Source organism: Shimazuella alba (assembly GCF_009831235.1).
Lineage (GTDB): Bacteria > Bacillota > Bacilli > Thermoactinomycetales > Thermoactinomycetaceae > Shimazuella > Shimazuella alba.
In genome coordinates this window covers 328,722-345,605 of record NZ_WUUL01000003.1, presented here as the reverse complement: position 1 = coordinate 345,605, position 16,884 = coordinate 328,722, and the positions used below count along the sequence as shown (strand labels likewise).

Here is a 16,884-nt window from a genome sequence, read left to right as displayed (position 1 = left end):
CAGTGCCCCCGCGTTCCGTACGCGGGGGCACCACACCTTCTGGGATCAGGAGGTGTTCTTGGATTACTTGTTGCGGTGGTCAGACACCGCCATCGCAGTCCAGGTGAAGATGACACCAACCAGTCCAGTCACCCAGTTGAACGATGAGTGACCGAAGACGGTGAGCAACGACAGCACCACGACGGAGAGCGCCACCCGGTTGTAAACCCGGTGGAACACCGAGGCGGCCAGCACTGCCGTACGCCTCCGCTGGGTGCGGCGGTAGTTCTTCAGGTAAACCCACATGAATACACCACCCATAATCATGTGCGGCAAGAACATGCCGAACACGTAGATCAGAGATGGCTGGTGGATCAGACCAAACGACAAACAACTACGGAAGCGTTCCCAAGGGGTCCAGTTCTCAGCGCCCTCACGGAAAGCCTGCTCCTCGTTAATCGCCGCCTTGTTGAGCCAGCCGTATGTGTACGGGGAGTAGCTTGTGACCTTCTTCTGACTACGACGAACAAGCTTGTTGTCGAGGTAGACGAGGATCACGAGACCGCCAATGGCAATCCACGAGTTGTCGATCTTCTTGCTGAACTCGACAGTCGCCGTCAGTGGAGAATACATCATCCAACTGAAGACTTGCGTCTGCAGGTAGATCAGCAAGAAAGTACCGATGAGCATTGGGATGACCCACAAGTAGTGCTTCAGACTGAAGCGCTTCTTCAGCTCGCCGAAACTGTAGACGGGCTGAATCGGAGTTTCCTTCGTCTTCTTTACTGGAGCCAACATCCAGGTGCAGAACTTGGACGAGAGGGTGTTTCCGGGACGGACGAACTCCTGCAGGTTCCGGTGCTTCTCGGGGAGTACCTCCATGAGTCGCCTCAGAGCTCGGCTTGCATTTGGGCGCTTACGCTCCGTGATGGCCTCGAGCAGCTTCGCGATCCGTAGAGAGATCTCCTGCTCAGGGACACTTGGGAGATCCTGCTTGTTGGTACTGTAGTAGATGCCACCGGGTTCCCAGTCCGTCAGGTGGTCGTCGATGTCATGGCTGATGAGATCGACTTCACCGTCGTACTTCTCGTCAAGCCGAATAATCACCGTACTTCCCAAGATCTCGATGGTAGCGAGACCCGGTACTACAATGGTTTCCAAGGTTGCTCCTTGGTCGAAGATGTGGATTAAAAATATTATATCAATAATTTTGCAGCAATGGACAATCTTAATGAAACATAATTGTAATCTTACAATCCTGAAAGAATAACTGTAAAAATGAAAGATAGATCAATGGTTGTAGTCATCAAGCGCCTCTATACTGAATGTAGAAATGAAAGGGGCGTTAGACGATGAAAAAAATATCGATCGAAATCTGGATTTATATCTTTCTAACTATTGGATGGACCACTATTTGCCTATTATCTGCTAATAATTTATTCAAAGCGATCAGCCAAGGAATGCCAATGCTCGTTGCCATTGGTGTTGTATTGTTCGTGAGGCGTAAAGGAAAGTGGAAAGATTTTGGGATGACTCGAATCGGAACGGCTAAAGGCTATCTACTGACACTTTTGGTAGTAGCAATGGTTGCTGTGAGTTTTTCTATTGCTTGGGTGATGGGGATTGTTCAATTACCAGTTATTACAAAAATGGAAATGAACCAATGGGGACGATTTGTATTCTTAGTGAAATTGTATCTACAAGTAGGTTTTATACTAAGCCCTCTACTCTTTGCTTTCGCAGAGGAGGTTGGTTGGAGAGGATATATGCAAACTCGGTTATTGCATGAAGTGGGAGCAAACAAAGCCATCTGGATTACAGCAGGATGTTGGGCCATTTTCCACTATCCCTTTTTTTTCTTATCGAATTACACAGACTCAGGGAATATCTGGATCAACGTGTTACTGTTTACCATCATGATTTTCCCATTATCGTTTCTATTAGGTTGGATTCGTATCAGTAGTAAGAGTATTTGGCCTGTGGTGTTATGTCATGGTTTGATTAACTATTTGCGAGGCTTCATGGATACACTTTTTTATGTAAAAAAATCGTATTGGACTTATGTCACAGGAGAAAGCGGGATTTTTACTATCCTAGTTTGGACGATTTTAGCAGTTATAGTCTATCAGTTTATGAAGCAAAAAAACAAAGTTCTCTAAAAATAGCTAATTCCCTGTTGATGGGGAATTAGCTATTTTTTTGCGGTTTTGTTACCCTAGCATAGAGAAATAGAAGCAGTTACCAATGTGAGCTTGGAGGTGTAAGAATATTGACTTATAGGTTGTATGTAATAGAAGATGAACGGACAATTGCAGAGAGTATAAAAAGTTTTTTGGAACCTTATGGATACACGATTGAGCTAGCAAAAGATTTTACGAGCATATTAGAAGAATGGAAAGAAATTCAGCCTGACCTGATTGTTTTGGATATTAATTTACCTTATCAGAATGGTTTTTATCTCTGTCAAAAAATAAGAGAGAAGTCTACTATTCCTATTCTTATTTTATCTGCACGTGCCTCAGAGATGGAGCAAGTTATGGGAATGGAGCATGGAGCAGATGATTATATGGTGAAACCTTTTCACTTGGAAGTACTGCATGCGAAGATCAAAGCATTGTTACGTCGTTCTTATGGTAATTTTGCAGAGTTAGCCCATCAAGAAGAGATTCAAGTAGGGGAGTTGGTGCTATCCATCCCTCAGATGGAAATAGCCTATAGAGGAGAGATACAGTCACTTACCAAAAACGAATGGAAGTTGCTGCATTTACTTTTGGATAATGCAGGAAAAGTGGTGACCAGAGATTCTTGTTTGGAAGCATTGTGGGATGATCATACCTTTGTAGATGATAATACATTATCGGTTAACGTCACGAGATTGCGAAAGAAGCTACAGAAGTGGGGATTGCAAGACCATCTTCAAACCAAAAGAGGTTTCGGTTATGTGTATATAGGCTCGGTGGATGCCGATGAATAGTATTCTTTTCTTTTTACGAACCCGTATGGATTGGATTGGTATGATATATACAACTTGGATCATCACTTATCTCTTATTTGCGATAGGCTTTTATTACTCAGGTTTCCCCTATTCTTTCGACTGGAAACTATTCGTTTACAGTGGGTTATTGGTGACGTTTTTTTTATGCTGCTTTCTTTTGTGGCAAGGGTTGCAGGTCATTCCTTCTCAAGATTTATTAAAACAACTTTCCAGGAAAAAGAAAATAGAAATTCAAACTCCTAGAAATACTCCTTTGGAATATCAGCTTACGTGGGAAGCACACCAGAACGTATACCAGCATTTAAAAGCAGAGCAACTTGGGATAGAACAGATCCATCAACGCCACTTAGAGTTTATTCATATTTGGATACATCAAATGAAAACGTATGTCTCTTCCTTGTCACTCTTGGCAACAGTATCAAAATGAGCAGAAAGCATTGATTTTAGAGGAGATTGATATGTTAAATGAGGGGTTGGAATTGGCATTAACGATGGCGCGTTTGAATCATTTTTCTCATGATTATCATATCAAAACAGTACGTTTATCGGATCTTGTTCGACAAGTGATCAATGAAAAGCGAAGGATGTTTATTCGGTTACATATTTTCCCAAAGATTGAGGTAGCAAGAGAAGCAATCGATGTGTTAACAGACCCAAAGTGGATGCATTTTGTGTTAGAACAGTTGATACAAAATGCCTGTAAATATACTTCCCAAATGAAAAAGGATGCATATCTCTTCTTTTATATAACCGAACAAGAAAAATACATTCGCTTGTCGATCACCGATGAAGGTCCAGGTATTCCAAAACAAGACTTGCCAAGAATTTTTGACCCGTTTTTTACTGGAGAAAATGGACGACAGTTTGCGGAAGCTACAGGGATGGGTCTGTACTTGGTACAAACTATTTTAACGCAACTTCAACATTCCATTCAGGTGGAATCAGTCGTTGGTACTGGGACAACCTTTCATCTGTTGTTTTCGAAGGTGACAAAAATGTAAGGGTATAGATACACTTTGCAAGGTAAATCGATGCAACCTGAATAGGAAGATAGATAAACTAGGAAGGGAGAAAGGAGAATGAGATATGATTTTAGAAGCAAAAAACCTTAGTAAAATTTATGGGGGTTCCTCTCCAGGTGCTTTTTACAAAGCATTAGATCAATTTAATCTTACAATAAATGAAGGGGAATTTGTTGGGATAATGGGTCCTTCTGGAAGTGGGAAATCCACTCTTCTACAAATATTAGGAACGATCGAGACCCCATCTTCAGGAGAACTCGTGATGGATGGAGAGAATGTCGTAGCTATGAAGCAAACCCAGTTGGCTGATTTTAGAAGAGAAAAACTAGGGTTTATCTTTCAAGACTTTCAGTTGCTTGATTCCCTGTCGATTAAAGAAAATATGTTGGTCCCCCTTGTGCTGAATAAAAAATCGAATCAAGAGATGGAAGAACGTGTGAAGCAGGTGGCTGCCTACTTAGGAATAGAAGCAATTTTATCTCAACGACCTTACGAAGTATCTGGTGGACAAAAACAGCGTGCTGCTGCGGCAAGAGCACTGATTCATCAGCCATCATTGGTACTTGCGGATGAACCAACAGGAAACCTTGATTCTAAATCTGCCAAAGCGTTAATGGAGTTGCTGGTGGATCTCAATCATCAAGAACAGACTACCATTTTGATGGTAACACATGACCCAGTCACTGCTAGTTATTGTGATCGCATTCTCTTTATTCAAGACGGACGACTACTCAATGAGATATATCAAGGTGACAGAAGAGCAGATTTTTACGATCAAATATTACTTGTGCAGTCTTCTTTAGGAGGGGAGCTATATGACACTAAAATCCCTCGCTTTTAAAAATATTCGACATCATAGTAGTAGTTATAGTGCCTATTTTTTAAGTTGTATTTTTGCAGTACTCGTATTTTTTCTCTATGCTTCTTTGCTCTTTCATCCGATCTTAAAAAATGAATTGTTTCCTGATCAATTTATTCTTTTTCTTTATCTAGTGGAGGCTATTGTCGCTTTATTTGCTTTCTTATTTATCGGCTACTCTCAATCCGCCTTCTTGCGAAATCGAAAACAAGATATTGGCTTGCTGCAAATATTAGGAATGCCTGTTAGACAGGTTGTTCGTATGATCTTTTGGGAAAATATATTGGTAGGTGCACTTGCTGTTCTGATTGGTATTTTTACCGGGATGATTGGGAGTAAGTTCTTTTTCCTTGCCGTTTCTTATGTTCTCCGATTACCTGCTCCCATACCTGTAAATCTGTCATTTGGTTCGATTATTCTCACGATTTCCTTTTTCTTCTGTTTGTTTCTCATTTTGTCATGGATAAGTAGATTTTCGCTGCAAAAGCAATCGATTAGTCAAGTATTACGGGAGAGAGTCCAAGAAAAGAAGAAACCGAAGTTTTCTATTTGGTTCGTTCTTTTATCGCTAGTCTCTATTGCGATTGCGTATTGGTTCTCCTTTACTACTTCTTTTGCAGGGATCACAAAAAATATGATCTTTATTCTCGTTTTCCTTTTCATTGGCACATACTTTGGATATACACAGTTGAGTATTGCGGTGATCGCTTTATTGGAAAAACTACCAAAATGGTTTTACCGAGGGACTAATTTGTTTCTATTCTCGCAGCTTCGTTTTCGTTTGAGAGATAATGCGCGTATTTTATTTTTGGTAACGATTTTTACCAGTATTGTCCTAACTGCTGTAGGTGTTTGTTTTACTTATTATATAGAATCAGATACGGTTGGAGAAGAACAAGCACCGTATCATATTAGTGTAGTAGCAAGTCCGCTAAATCAAGCTCAAATGGAGAAAAAAATTCAAAGTCTTGGTTTGAAACGAACAGCACATATCCAGTTTCAAATCTTGCAGTTAAAAACAACAGATCGTAACAAAAATATGAACAATCCAGTGGTTTATGCCATCTCGAATACAGCACTAAACCAGTTGCTCCAACAAGAAAAAAGGCAGAAAATCATGATTCATGCCGACGAGGTTATCCAGATACGAAATAGTGGTATTTGGAATAAAGCTCAGCAAAAACAAGAAGTCCAATCTTTTACTGTGCAGCAACAGCAAGAAAGCTTTCAATGGAAATGGGAAAAAATCATGCAAGGTGTGCTTTTTAACGAACATGATCAAACTCGTATCATGTGGGCTGTTTCGGATGCTACTTTTGCAAAACTTCAAAAGAGAGGCGCAGGAGTTATCCCAGTCGAGGGATACCGTTTTTCTGACCCTTCCAAGGGTAAGGTTCTTTTGGAAGATATGAAAAAGCAGTTTCAATCACACAACATGAATGAGAAAAATAGTACAGGGACGATTTTGCTACAAGCGTTTTTTCGAGATTTATTTTCTCCATTGTTATTTGTCAGTGTATTTATTGGGCTCCTGTTTTTCTTAGCAGCTGGTAGTATTTTATTTTTTCGTCTTTCTATCGAACTTCCTTCTGAACGACGTCAATTGGAGTTATTAAATAAATTAGGATTAAGAGAAGAAGAGGCAAACAAGATATTAGTAAGACAAATAAAACTATTGTTTGCAATCCCATTTTTAGTAGGAAGTATCCATTCTTTCACTGGGTTAACTTTGTTTAGTTTTTTGCTGCATCGACCAGTTTTCGCTAGTTATTTATTGGTTTGGTTTATTTATCTCGTTCTTGGTATGCTCTATTACTTCTGGACGAAAAGATCAATGCTACACGCAATTGGAAGATTCGAAAGTTGAACAGTCAGAAAAACGATTTTTATTTTTTTTTCGATGTAGGAGATGTAATTCAAAAGCTTAAGAAAAAATTGTCACAACACCACCTTAAAATATATTGTTAATGAGTTAAGTATATATTATCATATTAACTGAACGGATATCCGGTTTAATAATTAGGGGCAGGTGAATCAATTGGCACGAATAGCAGGAAAAGGGGAACATACAAAACGATTAATTGCTAGTAAATCGAGAAAGCTGTTCGAGCAAAAAGGATATGCAGCCACAACTATGGAAGAAATTCATACAAAAACAGGAATTAGCAAAGGCAGTATCTATTATCATTTTAAAAATAAAGAAGAGCTGTTCTTTTATATTTTGAATGAGTCTTCAGAGGAATGGAAAAAAACATGGAAAGAGATTTCAGCACCTCTGCATACATCGACAGAAAAACTATACAAATTGGCAGAACATTATGTTTCAGATTTACAAACTCCTTTGATTCAAACTGCTGCTGAATTCATTTCGAGCGAAGCTGCTGATCTATCCGTAAAAAACAGAGTAATGGAATGGATGAAGACAGATCACACTGTATTCTATGAATTATTAGAAGAGGGCATGCGAAATGGTGAGTTTGTTCAGACATCTGTTGATGATTTAACATTTATTATATATGGGTTATATAGTGGATTATCTATGAATCATCACTACCAAGATGGAAACTCTCTTCATCGATTATATAAAATCGCGATTGATGTCGTACTAAAAGGGATAGCAAAATAAAACACTGTTTCTCTTATAGACGCACTTATTGGATAACAGATAGCTAATTTTTTTAGGTAATTAATAAACCGTACGTTCAGTTTATTTTTTAGGAGTCATTAAAAGGAGAGAAAGAATATGCAAAGTCAATCATTATCTGTTCCGATTGATCAAGAAAAAAAACAAACCAGTCGTTCTTTAGCACCAGATTTGGCAAGAGGCTTTATGCTTTTGCTGATTGTATTAGCTCATGCGCCGATGTATGTACCAAGTAGTGGATCAGGAATACTAAATCACCCTCTAGGTGGATCCCTACTTGACAATATCATTAAATTTATTACTTTATTGTTTATTGATCTTCGTTCATATCCCATGTTTGCTGCATTATTTGGTTTTGGATTGGCAATGATTATTACACGTCGAATGTCTACAGATACTTCTCTTTCTGATACAAAAAGACTGATTTACCGCCGATGTTTGGCATTGATATTGTTTGGGGTATTACACGCTGTGTTTGTCTTCTCTTACGATATTCTAACTATATATGGAATAGCAGGCTTACTTATCAGTTGGCTCCTTTATCGTAGTGACCAAACGTTGTTACGGGGAGCAGCTTGGTTTTCGGCTTTCATTATTTTTTTCTTAGTGACACAATCCATCTTAATGGCTATCAGTGGAGAAACTAGTAGCCCACATGGATCCATGGCGGCAGATACATTTGTGATGTCTCTAATGAATCGACTGATGGAGTATCCAATGTGGATTGTATATAGTCTTCTTATTATGCCTTTACTCGCTCCCATACTTCTTGGTGCATGGGCGCAACGCAAAGAGTTACTAGAGAAGCCTCAGCAGAATAAATCTTTTCTAAGAAAAGTAACGATAATAGGTATTTCTGTTTCTGTGATAGGAGGATTGCCATTTGCTTTAGCTGGAGCACAGGTATGGCAACCCTCAGCAGAAATAAAAGGAGTTCTTATCTCGCTTCATACCATAACAGGGATGTTTGGAGGAATAGGATATACAGCTATGTTTGGATTAATTGCTTTACGTTTAAGAAATAACCGTGGTGTAATTATTAAAGCTTTGGCATCAACAGGTAAACGTTCCTTGACCTGTTATCTAGCTCAATCCATCTTGCTGGCTCTGCTCCTTGCGGATTGGGGATTGGGAATTGGTGGCAAGATTCATAGTTTTGGTGCTGCACTAATTGCTCTTTTTATTTGGCTGTTGACAGTTATCTTCGCTGAGATATTAGAACGAAAAGGGAAAAATGGTCCTGCAGAAGTACTACTTCGTCGTTTCATATATCGTAGAACATAATGGTAAGTGGAATCAGAAGGTTATCAAGTGAGGTAGTAATAGTAAAATTTAGTTTTTATTCCTATTATTATCTTCCAAAATAGATCGTTATGAGAGCGTCATCCGAAAAATAAAATAATATGTTGGGACATCTTTTAGACAAAAACAACCGACTACTTGTATGTTAAGCAGTGGTTGTTTTTTTTGATTTGATTATAATCTCTTAATCAGTGGTAAAAGCCAATGTATTATTAAATTTTGTATCCCACAAAATAGAAATTTTCCACCTTAAAAAACCAATATATTCAAAAAGTTGTTTTCCCTGAATTTGTACTTCAAAAGGAGTTGTATGGGAATAGGGTATTTTTTAACAGAGTACTTCCACTGTAAACCCTCCAGGTGCTTGAACATAAAAGGTGTAACCATGAGCGTGTACAGGAGGTTTAACATCGAAACCATCTTCTTTTAATTGGTGGTTGATGCGATTTACCTCGTCTTCATTGGCTTGAATGAATCCTATATGGAATGTTTTGGGATAATGAACATCATGTCCCTTCATCAAAGTGAGAACAAGTCCGTCGTTATCAAACAGGACAGTAAAACTATCCCCTCGACTCCCTTCACATCTCAAACCAAAATAGGTTTCTAAAAACTTTCGAGCAGCCAACACATCCGTCACTGTTAGATTAAGGTGGTTGATTTTCATTTCTTCACTCTTTCTTTTTTAAGGTTAGTAATCAACTTTCTATTATTATTTTACAATGTTCATGCAAGTGATAATGTTTTAGTATAATGATGCTTGATGTATATGATTTAGAATATAATTATCCGTCGCATAACTTTAATTTTTGGATTTAAGCTTTTGGCTAGGGGTGGAATGTATGTATTACAAACCAAAGGAGATTGCTGAAGCACTTGATGTTAGTACAAGTGCTCTTCGACATTATGAATCATGGGGCATCGTTCCAGCTCCAGCGAGGACGAAAAGAGGTTATCGACTGTACACAGAGGTTCACTTTGCTTACTTTCGATGTATTCGTGCGATGTATCCATCCTTTGATATGCGTGTGATATCAAAAATTCTTTTGCACATCCAACAAGGCGAAATCGATGCAGCGTTTTGGATTGTAAATGAAGAGCAAGCACGACTTCATCAAGAGAAAGTGTCTGCTGAACAAACGCTTGCTATGTTTTATAATCCAGATCTTACGAAGATGAATGTAAAAAGAAAAGAAAAAATGACAATTGGTGAGGTAGCTAAGTTAGCGAATGTATCCACATCAGCCATTCGGCACTGGGAGAAAGAAAGGCTAATTGAACCTAATCGAGATCCTGTTAATGGATATCGAGTTTATACACAAAATCACCTTCGACAAATTTCTCTCATTTGCGCATTTCGAAATTCAGTATATGGTCTTGAGAGTATGAGAAAAGTTGTCCAATCCGTTGAGTTCCATACTGTTTATAAGGCAAAAAGGGTTTTGCGAGATGCTCTGGAAAGTATCAACCTCCGAAACCAAAGTCGATTTCACGGGATCCATGAGCTGTATAACTTGTGCAAAGTAACTGGTTTGTTGTGATAAATTGGGTGCTGCTGAATACTCCATTTCGAGACTTTGAGGTTTTTTCCAGCGCATCATCATACAAGATTTCATTTTGGACTTCAATGTTTAGTAGACTGCTATTATTTCCATTTGACAAATACCACCTTCATAAGCGATAATACATCTAGTTTAAGAAGAACCTTTAATACAGTCCCGTGAGGCTGGCAAGGATGCGGAGATAGTACTATGACGTACTTCTTGTTCAGTGTGGACAAGAAGTTTTTTTAATACCCAAGAAGGAGCATTCCATTGTCCACGAAATTAATTTTGGATGAAGCGGCGATTCGTCGGTCTCTCACCAGAATTGCGCATGAAATTATCGAGCGCAATAAAGGTGTAAAAGATATGGTGCTAGTTGGGATCAAGACTCGTGGGATTTTTTTGGCTAGACGATTGCGAGAGCGTATTTGGCAGATTGAGGGTCATGAAGTACCGATAGGAGAACTTGATATTACTTTGTATCGAGACGATCTGACAGAGAAAAATAAAGAACCTCAGTTGCGTGATACAAATGTGCCGGCTATTGTGGGTAAGAAAGTTATTTTGATTGATGATGTCCTCTATACTGGTCGAACAATACGAGCAGCAATGGATGCTTTGATTGATTTAGGGCGACCTCAGATGATCCAACTCGCTGTTTTGGTAGACAGAGGTCACCGTGAGTTGCCGATCCGACCAGATTTTGTGGGGAAAAACGTTCCAACTTCAAAAAGGGAGATCGTACAGGTTTCTCTACTTGAAGCAGATAATCAAATGGATGAAGTTTCCATCAAGCTAAACAAGTAAATAATTCCTTTTAAGGTAGTCCTGTGAGGCTGACAAAGGCAAACTTTTGAAAGAACAAAAGTCTCTTTGTCATGCAGGCAAAAGAGACTTTTTTTGTGGATCCATAATCAAGTAGGGGGAGAACAAATGGCTAAAATACTATTGAAAAACGGACGTATTTTGGGAGCAGAAGGAGATGAGCTGCTGACTCGTGATATCCTCATCCATGAAAATCAAATCGAACAAATTGGGGAAAACATAGTAGACAGTGAAGCTGCCATCATTGATTTAGCAGGGAAGTTTGTTTCACCCGGATTTGTCGATTTACATGTTCACCTGCGAGAACCTGGCTATACCCATAAAGAAACAATTGAAACAGGAGCAAATGCGGCTGTGCGAGGAGGATTTACTACGATCGCATGTATGCCAAATACACGCCCGGTTATCGATACGATAGAAGTCGTAGCGGAAATTCTCTCTAAAGCAAAAGCAGCAGGCAAAGCGAGAGTATTACCGCTTGGAGCGATTACTACCCGCCAATTAGGAACAGAGCATACAGATTTTGAAGCACTGAAAGAAGCAGGGATTTTTGCTCTATCTGATGACGGTGTAGGAGTCCAGAGTAGCCAAATGATGCGGGAAGCAATGAGAAAAGCCAAAAAGCTTGGATTACCAATCGTTGCTCACTGTGAAGATGATACCCTGGTTAAAGGCGGAGTGGTTCATGAAGGTACATTTGCTGCAAAACATGGCTTGACAGGTATGCCCAGTTTATCTGAATCCATCCATATTGGACGGGATATTTTACTAGCAGAAGATACTGGGGTCCACTATCATGTCTGCCACATCAGTGCAAAAGAATCGGTGCGCCTAGTCAGAGAAGCAAAATCACGGGGTCAACAAGTAACAGCGGAAGTTACTCCCCACCATTTACTCCTTTGCGAAGAGGATATTCCAGATGTTGATGCCAACTGGAAGATGAATCCTCCACTGCGTGCAAAAGAAGATCGGGCAGCTTTAATTGCAGCTTTGCTAGACGGCACGATCGATTTTATCGCAACAGATCATGCACCACATACCGAAGAAGAAAAAGCAGCTGGTATCGAGCTCGCACCATTCGGAATTGTAGGTTTGGAAACAGCATTTCCTCTCCTTTATACTAACCTAGTAAAAACAGGACAGTTCACCCTGCGTCAACTGGTGGAGCTGATGAGTACCAAACCAGCTAAGCGGTTTAACTTGCCTTATGGAGAATTAGCAGTTGGAAAAGTTGCTGACATCACGGTGATTGATTTGGAACAAGAACAAGCAATTGATCCAAAATCATTCTTGTCCAAAGGGAAAAACACACCTTTTGTTGGATGGAAAACACAGGGATGGCCAACCTTAACCATCGTAGATGGCAAAGTAGTTTGGAAAGCTTAAATAGAACAGATTGTATAAGCGGAGGGTGACATGATGAAAGCACGATTACTTCTTATAGACGGAACAGTATTTACAGGTACATCATTTGGAGCAACTGGGGAATCCATTGGAGAAGTAGTATTTAATACCAGCATGACTGGGTATCAGGAAATCGTCACAGACCCATCATACTGTGGTGAATTGATCACAATGACCTATCCTCTGATTGGTAACTATGGATTCAATCGTGAGGACAATGAATCTTTAACTCCTCATTGCCAAGGGTTGATCGTACGTGAACATGCAGAGTATGCAAGCAACTGGAGAAATGAGCAGTCAATTGATGAATGGCTAGCCATGCATCATATCGTTGGAATCTCTGGGATCGATACTCGGATGTTGACAAGAAAAATTCGAATTCATGGCACGATGAAAGGCATGATCACGACAAGTGAAGAGCCAGTAGAAGTACTGTTATCTCGTCTGCAAGATACATCCCTGCGTACAGATCAAGTGGCACAAGTAAGCACCAAGAGCGTACAAATCTCTCCTAACAACGGCAAACGGGTTGTTTTAGTGGATTATGGTGCAAAACATAACATTCACCGTGAGTTAGTTGAACGAGATTGTGAAGTCGTAGTGGTTCCTTATAACACAACTGCAGAAGAGATTTTGAAGTACCAACCAGACGGTGTGATGCTCTCCAATGGCCCTGGAGATCCCAAAGATGTGCCAGAGTCTGTCCAAGCTATCCAAGGATTACTTGGGAAAGTTCCGATTTTCGGTATCTGTCTCGGACACCAACTCTTGTCGCTCGCTTGTGGAGCAGATACAGAGAAATTAAAGTTTGGCCATCGTGGAGGAAATCATCCAGTAAAAGAATTAGCAACTGGACGTTCTTACCTCACCGCACAAAATCACGGCTATGTCGTACGCGAAGCTTCGCTTGAACATACAGCATTGAGAGTGAGCCATGTCGCTCTAAACGATGGAACGATTGAAGGAGTAGAACACAAAGAATTACCTGCTTTCTCGGTGCAGTATCACCCAGAATCGGCTCCAGGACCACTGGACAATGGTTACTTGTTTGATCGGTTTATGACAATGATGGAGGGGAAATAATCATGCCAAAAGATACAGCGTTAAAGAAAATCCTCGTAATTGGTTCAGGACCTATCGTTATTGGTCAAGCTGCTGAATTTGACTATGCTGGAACACAGGCTTGCCAAGCGTTAAAAGAAGAAGGCATGGAAGTAATCTTAGTGAACAGTAACCCTGCAACGATTATGACTGATACCAACATGGCAGATAAAGTGTATATTGAACCACTCACTGTTGAATTTCTCACACAAGTAATTCGCAAAGAACGTCCAGATGGTTTACTGCCTACACTCGGAGGTCAAACAGGGTTGAACCTTGCAGTAAAACTTGCAGAAGCAGGTGTGCTAGAGCGAGAAGGAGTGCGTTTACTTGGAACGGAACTTCGTGCCATCACTTGTGCAGAAGACCGTGATCAATTCCGAGCTTTGATGCATGAGTTAAACGAACCAGTTCCTTCAAGTGAAATCGTGCAGACAGCAGATGAAGCTGTTAACTTTGCAAACTCCAATGGATACCCAGTTATCGTTCGACCTGCGTATACGTTGGGAGGAACAGGTGGCGGAATAGTAAATAATGCAGAAGAACTACGCGAAATCGTAGAAAATGGACTTCGTTTGAGTCCCATTACCCAGTGCCTCGTAGAACAGAGCATTGCTGGATTTAAAGAAGTAGAATATGAAGTAATGCGAGATGCCAACGATAATGCGATCGTTGTTTGTAACATGGAAAACTTTGATCCAGTCGGTGTCCATACTGGAGATAGTATCGTTTTTGCTCCAAGCCAAACCTTATCTGACAAAGAATATCATATGCTGCGTTCCTCCGCTCTGAAAATGATTCGCGCTCTAGACATTCGCGGCGGTTGTAATGTGCAATTTGCACTGGACCCAGACAGCTTTCAGTACTATGTAATTGAAGTAAACCCACGGGTGAGCCGATCCAGTGCACTAGCATCGAAAGCAACTGGTTATCCGATCGCGCGAATCGCTGCAAAGATCGCCATGGGTTACACTTTAGATGAATTGATCAACCCTGTAACAGGGCAAACTTACGCTTGCTTCGAACCGGCGCTAGACTATGTGGTTAGCAAGATTCCACGTTGGCCTTTTGATAAATTTTCTTCCGCTAACCGCCGGCTTGGTACCCAAATGAAAGCAACTGGAGAAGTAATGGCGATTGGTCGCAGCTTAGAAGAATCACTACTAAAAGCAGTCCGTTCTCTGGAAATCGGAGCAGATTATCTCTATTTACCAGAAACGAGTGAGATGACTCGTGAAGAATTGGAAAATCGATTGGTACGCGTAGATGATGAGCGACTCTTCCTGCTTGGAGAATGGTTCCGCCGTGGTTACTCCATGGAAGATGCTCACCAATTGACGAAGATCGACCGATTTTTCCTCATCAAACTGGAAAGAATCATCGCACTAGAACTTCAGTTAGAGAAAGAAAATGAACTATCTGCTGATTTATTACTAACCGCGAAACGGATGGGCTTTACTGACAGAACCATCGCACGTTTGACAGGTAACAAAGGAAAAGAAATAGCCAATAAACGAAAAGAGCTTGGCATTACACCAGTTTACAAGATCGTAGATACTTGTGCCGCTGAATTTTCAGCTTCTACACCATACTACTACTCCACTTATGAGCAAGAAGATGAAGTAGAAAAAGGGGATAAGAAGACTGTACTCGTACTTGGTTCTGGTCCCATCCGCATCGGACAAGGGGTAGAGTTTGATTATGCTACTGTGCATGCCATCTGGGCACTTCGCGAAGCCGGATATGAAGCAGTCATCATCAACAACAACCCAGAGACGGTTTCCACCGACTTCAACACATCGGATCGCCTTTACTTTGAGCCGCTTTTCAAAGAAGATGTGATGAATGTGATCGAGCGGGAAAAACCAATTGGCGTAATCGTTCAGTTCGGCGGACAAACAGCCCTGAACTTAGCAAGAGATTTACGAGAAGAAGGAATCGCTATCCTCGGTACTTCCTTAGAAGAGATCGATCGTGCTGAGGACCGTAAGAAATTTGAAAAACTGTTAAGTGATACTAACATCGCCCAGCCACCAGGAGCAGCGGTGACTTCGATTGAAGCAGCAGTAGAAACTGCTACAAAATTGGGATATCCTGTACTCGTTCGCCCTTCCTATGTTCTTGGCGGACGTGCGATGCAGATTGTGTACAATGAGACAGAACTCAGAGATTATATGGTAGAGGCAGTAAAAGTAAATCCAGAACATCCTGTACTCATCGACAGATATCTCTTAGGAAAAGAGTTAGAAGTAGATGCGATTTGTGATGGTGAACAAGTCGTAATCCCAGGAATCATGGAACATATCGAACGAGCTGGGGTTCACTCTGGCGACTCGATCGCTGTCTACCCACCGCAATTTATTACGAACGAACAAAAACAACGTTTAGTGGATATCACAACGAGCATTGCCAAAGCACTGAACACCAAAGGACTTATCAATATCCAATTTGTTCTCTTCCAAGACGAGATGTATGTTTTAGAAGTAAACCCGCGTGCTTCCCGGACAGTGCCTTTTTTAAGCAAAGTAACAGGCATCCCAATGGCACAAGTAGCTACAAAAATTATGCTTGGCGAAAGTCTGGCAGATCAAGGCTACACAGGTGGATTATGGCCGGAAACTCCAGAAGTAGCGGTGAAAGTTCCTGTCTTCTCCTTTGCAAAATTGCGCCGCGTAGACATCATGCTTGGACCTGAGATGAAATCTACGGGGGAAGTAATGGGTCGTGATCGTGACTATGCAAGAGCTGTTTACAAAGGATTAATCGCAGCAGGTATCTCTCTACCACGATTTGGCACAGTTGTAGCGACGATCGGGGATAAGGAAAAAGAAGAAGTCATTCCACTGATGGAGCGTTTTATTCAACTTGGATATCGAGTAGTCTCCACATCCGGTACAGCAGATGTTTTAGAAAATGCAGGGATTCCGGTACAACGAGTGAACAAACTGAAAGATGGATCTCCCCATATCCTTGATATGATTCGCAAAGGGGAAGCAGATTTAGTAGTAAATACATGGACACGTGGCAAAACACCTGAAAGAGATGGATTCCTCATCCGCCGGGAAGCAGTAGAACATGGGGTTGCTTGCTTGACGTCACTCGATACAGTAGAAGCGTTGCTCAGCACGATGGAGTCGATTCACTTATCTGCGCTGCCGATCGGTGAGGAAGCAAAAGTGAACAAAAAACAAACGGTAATGGTATAGGGG

The 16,884-nt window shown here is 40.8% G+C and carries 15 protein-coding genes; 13 read left to right on the top strand and 2 right to left on the bottom strand.

Going from position 1 to position 16,884, the window contains the following annotated elements:
- Positions 1-63 precede the first annotated feature (63 nt).
- Entirely contained in the window at positions 64-1,140 is a 1,077-nt protein-coding gene (locus GSM42_RS06590) for a hypothetical protein (protein WP_160800749.1), read from the bottom strand.
- 191 nt (positions 1,141-1,331) lie between these two features.
- On the opposite strand from GSM42_RS06590, the gene GSM42_RS06585 reads away from it, so the two are divergent.
- The 8 genes from GSM42_RS06585 (at position 1,332) to GSM42_RS06550 (ending at position 8,783) form a co-directional block, all read left to right on the top strand.
- The gene (locus tag GSM42_RS06585; RefSeq protein WP_160800748.1) at positions 1,332-2,138 is read left to right on the top strand and encodes a CPBP family intramembrane glutamic endopeptidase; all 807 of its coding nucleotides are present in this window, start codon (positions 1,332-1,334) and stop codon (positions 2,136-2,138) included.
- A 110-nt stretch (positions 2,139-2,248) separates the two neighbouring features.
- A complete protein-coding gene (locus GSM42_RS06580) occupies positions 2,249-2,953 on the top strand; it encodes a response regulator transcription factor (RefSeq protein ID WP_160800747.1) in 705 nt (234 codons plus the stop codon).
- Positions 2,946-3,401 carry a hypothetical protein gene (locus tag GSM42_RS06575; RefSeq protein WP_160800746.1) on the top strand — a complete coding sequence of 152 codons (456 nt, stop codon included), beginning with the start codon at positions 2,946-2,948 and terminating at the stop codon, positions 3,399-3,401. The genes GSM42_RS06580 and GSM42_RS06575 overlap by 8 nt, the downstream gene beginning before the upstream one ends.
- A gap of 31 nt (positions 3,402-3,432) precedes the next feature.
- Positions 3,433-3,975 (top strand): ATP-binding protein, encoded by a 543-nt coding sequence (locus tag GSM42_RS06570; RefSeq protein ID WP_160800745.1) that lies wholly within the window; start codon positions 3,433-3,435, stop codon positions 3,973-3,975.
- An 85-nt stretch (positions 3,976-4,060) separates the two neighbouring features.
- A complete protein-coding gene (locus tag GSM42_RS06565) occupies positions 4,061-4,837 on the top strand; it encodes an ABC transporter ATP-binding protein (protein ID WP_160800744.1) in 777 nt (258 codons plus the stop codon).
- Complete coding sequence (locus GSM42_RS06560) at positions 4,812-6,722, top strand: ABC transporter permease (protein ID WP_160800743.1); 1,911 nt, start codon at positions 4,812-4,814, stop codon at positions 6,720-6,722. Before GSM42_RS06565 ends, GSM42_RS06560 begins: the two co-directional genes overlap by 26 nt.
- A 171-nt stretch (positions 6,723-6,893) precedes the next feature.
- Entirely contained in the window at positions 6,894-7,481 is a 588-nt protein-coding gene (locus tag GSM42_RS06555) for a TetR/AcrR family transcriptional regulator (RefSeq protein WP_160800742.1), read from the top strand.
- Between the two features lie 117 nt (positions 7,482-7,598).
- On the top strand, positions 7,599-8,783 hold the full coding sequence (locus GSM42_RS06550; protein WP_160800741.1) for a DUF418 domain-containing protein: 1,185 nt from the start codon (positions 7,599-7,601) through the stop codon (positions 8,781-8,783).
- Positions 8,784-9,129: 346 nt separating this feature from the next.
- On the opposite strand, the gene GSM42_RS06545 is transcribed toward GSM42_RS06550, so the two are convergent.
- Positions 9,130-9,468 carry a VOC family protein gene (locus GSM42_RS06545; protein WP_160800740.1) on the bottom strand — a complete coding sequence of 113 codons (339 nt, stop codon included), beginning with the start codon at positions 9,466-9,468 and terminating at the stop codon, positions 9,130-9,132.
- Between the two features lie 175 nt (positions 9,469-9,643).
- Between GSM42_RS06545 and GSM42_RS06540 the strand changes: the two genes are divergently transcribed.
- The 5 genes from GSM42_RS06540 (at position 9,644) to carB (ending at position 16,881) form a co-directional block, all read left to right on the top strand.
- The gene (locus tag GSM42_RS06540; protein WP_160800739.1) at positions 9,644-10,342 is read left to right on the top strand and encodes a MerR family transcriptional regulator; all 699 of its coding nucleotides are present in this window, start codon (positions 9,644-9,646) and stop codon (positions 10,340-10,342) included.
- Positions 10,343-10,615: 273 nt separating this feature from the next.
- Positions 10,616-11,152: a bifunctional pyr operon transcriptional regulator/uracil phosphoribosyltransferase PyrR gene (gene pyrR, locus GSM42_RS06535; protein WP_160800738.1), complete on the top strand. Its 537-nt coding sequence runs from the start codon at positions 10,616-10,618 to the stop codon at positions 11,150-11,152.
- 126 nt (positions 11,153-11,278) lie between these two features.
- The gene (locus GSM42_RS06530; protein ID WP_160800737.1) at positions 11,279-12,556 is read left to right on the top strand and encodes a dihydroorotase; all 1,278 of its coding nucleotides are present in this window, start codon (positions 11,279-11,281) and stop codon (positions 12,554-12,556) included.
- A gap of 33 nt (positions 12,557-12,589) precedes the next feature.
- On the top strand, positions 12,590-13,657 hold the full coding sequence (locus tag GSM42_RS06525; protein WP_160800810.1) for a carbamoyl phosphate synthase small subunit: 1,068 nt from the start codon (positions 12,590-12,592) through the stop codon (positions 13,655-13,657).
- Between the two features lie 2 nt (positions 13,658-13,659).
- Complete coding sequence (gene carB, locus GSM42_RS06520) at positions 13,660-16,881, top strand: carbamoyl-phosphate synthase large subunit (RefSeq protein WP_160800736.1); 3,222 nt, start codon at positions 13,660-13,662, stop codon at positions 16,879-16,881.
- The last annotated feature ends 3 nt before the right edge of the window (positions 16,882-16,884 follow it).

What these genes read in the sequence shown, in the direction of transcription:
- GSM42_RS06585 (WP_160800748.1), top strand. Translation starts at nt 1,332, where the DNA reads ATGAAAAAAATATCGATCGAAATCTGGATTTATATCTTTCTAACTATT.
- GSM42_RS06575 (WP_160800746.1), top strand. Translation starts at nt 2,946, where the DNA reads ATGAATAGTATTCTTTTCTTTTTACGAACCCGTATGGATTGGATTGGT.
- GSM42_RS06570 (WP_160800745.1), top strand. Translation starts at nt 3,433, where the DNA reads ATGTTAAATGAGGGGTTGGAATTGGCATTAACGATGGCGCGTTTGAAT.
- GSM42_RS06565 (WP_160800744.1), top strand. Translation starts at nt 4,061, where the DNA reads ATGATTTTAGAAGCAAAAAACCTTAGTAAAATTTATGGGGGTTCCTCT.
- GSM42_RS06560 (WP_160800743.1), top strand. Translation starts at nt 4,812, where the DNA reads ATGACACTAAAATCCCTCGCTTTTAAAAATATTCGACATCATAGTAGT.
- GSM42_RS06550 (WP_160800741.1), top strand. Translation starts at nt 7,599, where the DNA reads ATGCAAAGTCAATCATTATCTGTTCCGATTGATCAAGAAAAAAAACAA.
- GSM42_RS06545 (WP_160800740.1), bottom strand. Translation starts at nt 9,468, where the DNA reads ATGAAAATCAACCACCTTAATCTAACAGTGACGGATGTGTTGGCTGCT.
- GSM42_RS06540 (WP_160800739.1), top strand. Translation starts at nt 9,644, where the DNA reads ATGTATTACAAACCAAAGGAGATTGCTGAAGCACTTGATGTTAGTACA.
- GSM42_RS06530 (WP_160800737.1), top strand. Translation starts at nt 11,279, where the DNA reads ATGGCTAAAATACTATTGAAAAACGGACGTATTTTGGGAGCAGAAGGA.
- GSM42_RS06525 (WP_160800810.1), top strand. Translation starts at nt 12,590, where the DNA reads ATGAAAGCACGATTACTTCTTATAGACGGAACAGTATTTACAGGTACA.
- carB (WP_160800736.1), top strand. Translation starts at nt 13,660, where the DNA reads ATGCCAAAAGATACAGCGTTAAAGAAAATCCTCGTAATTGGTTCAGGA.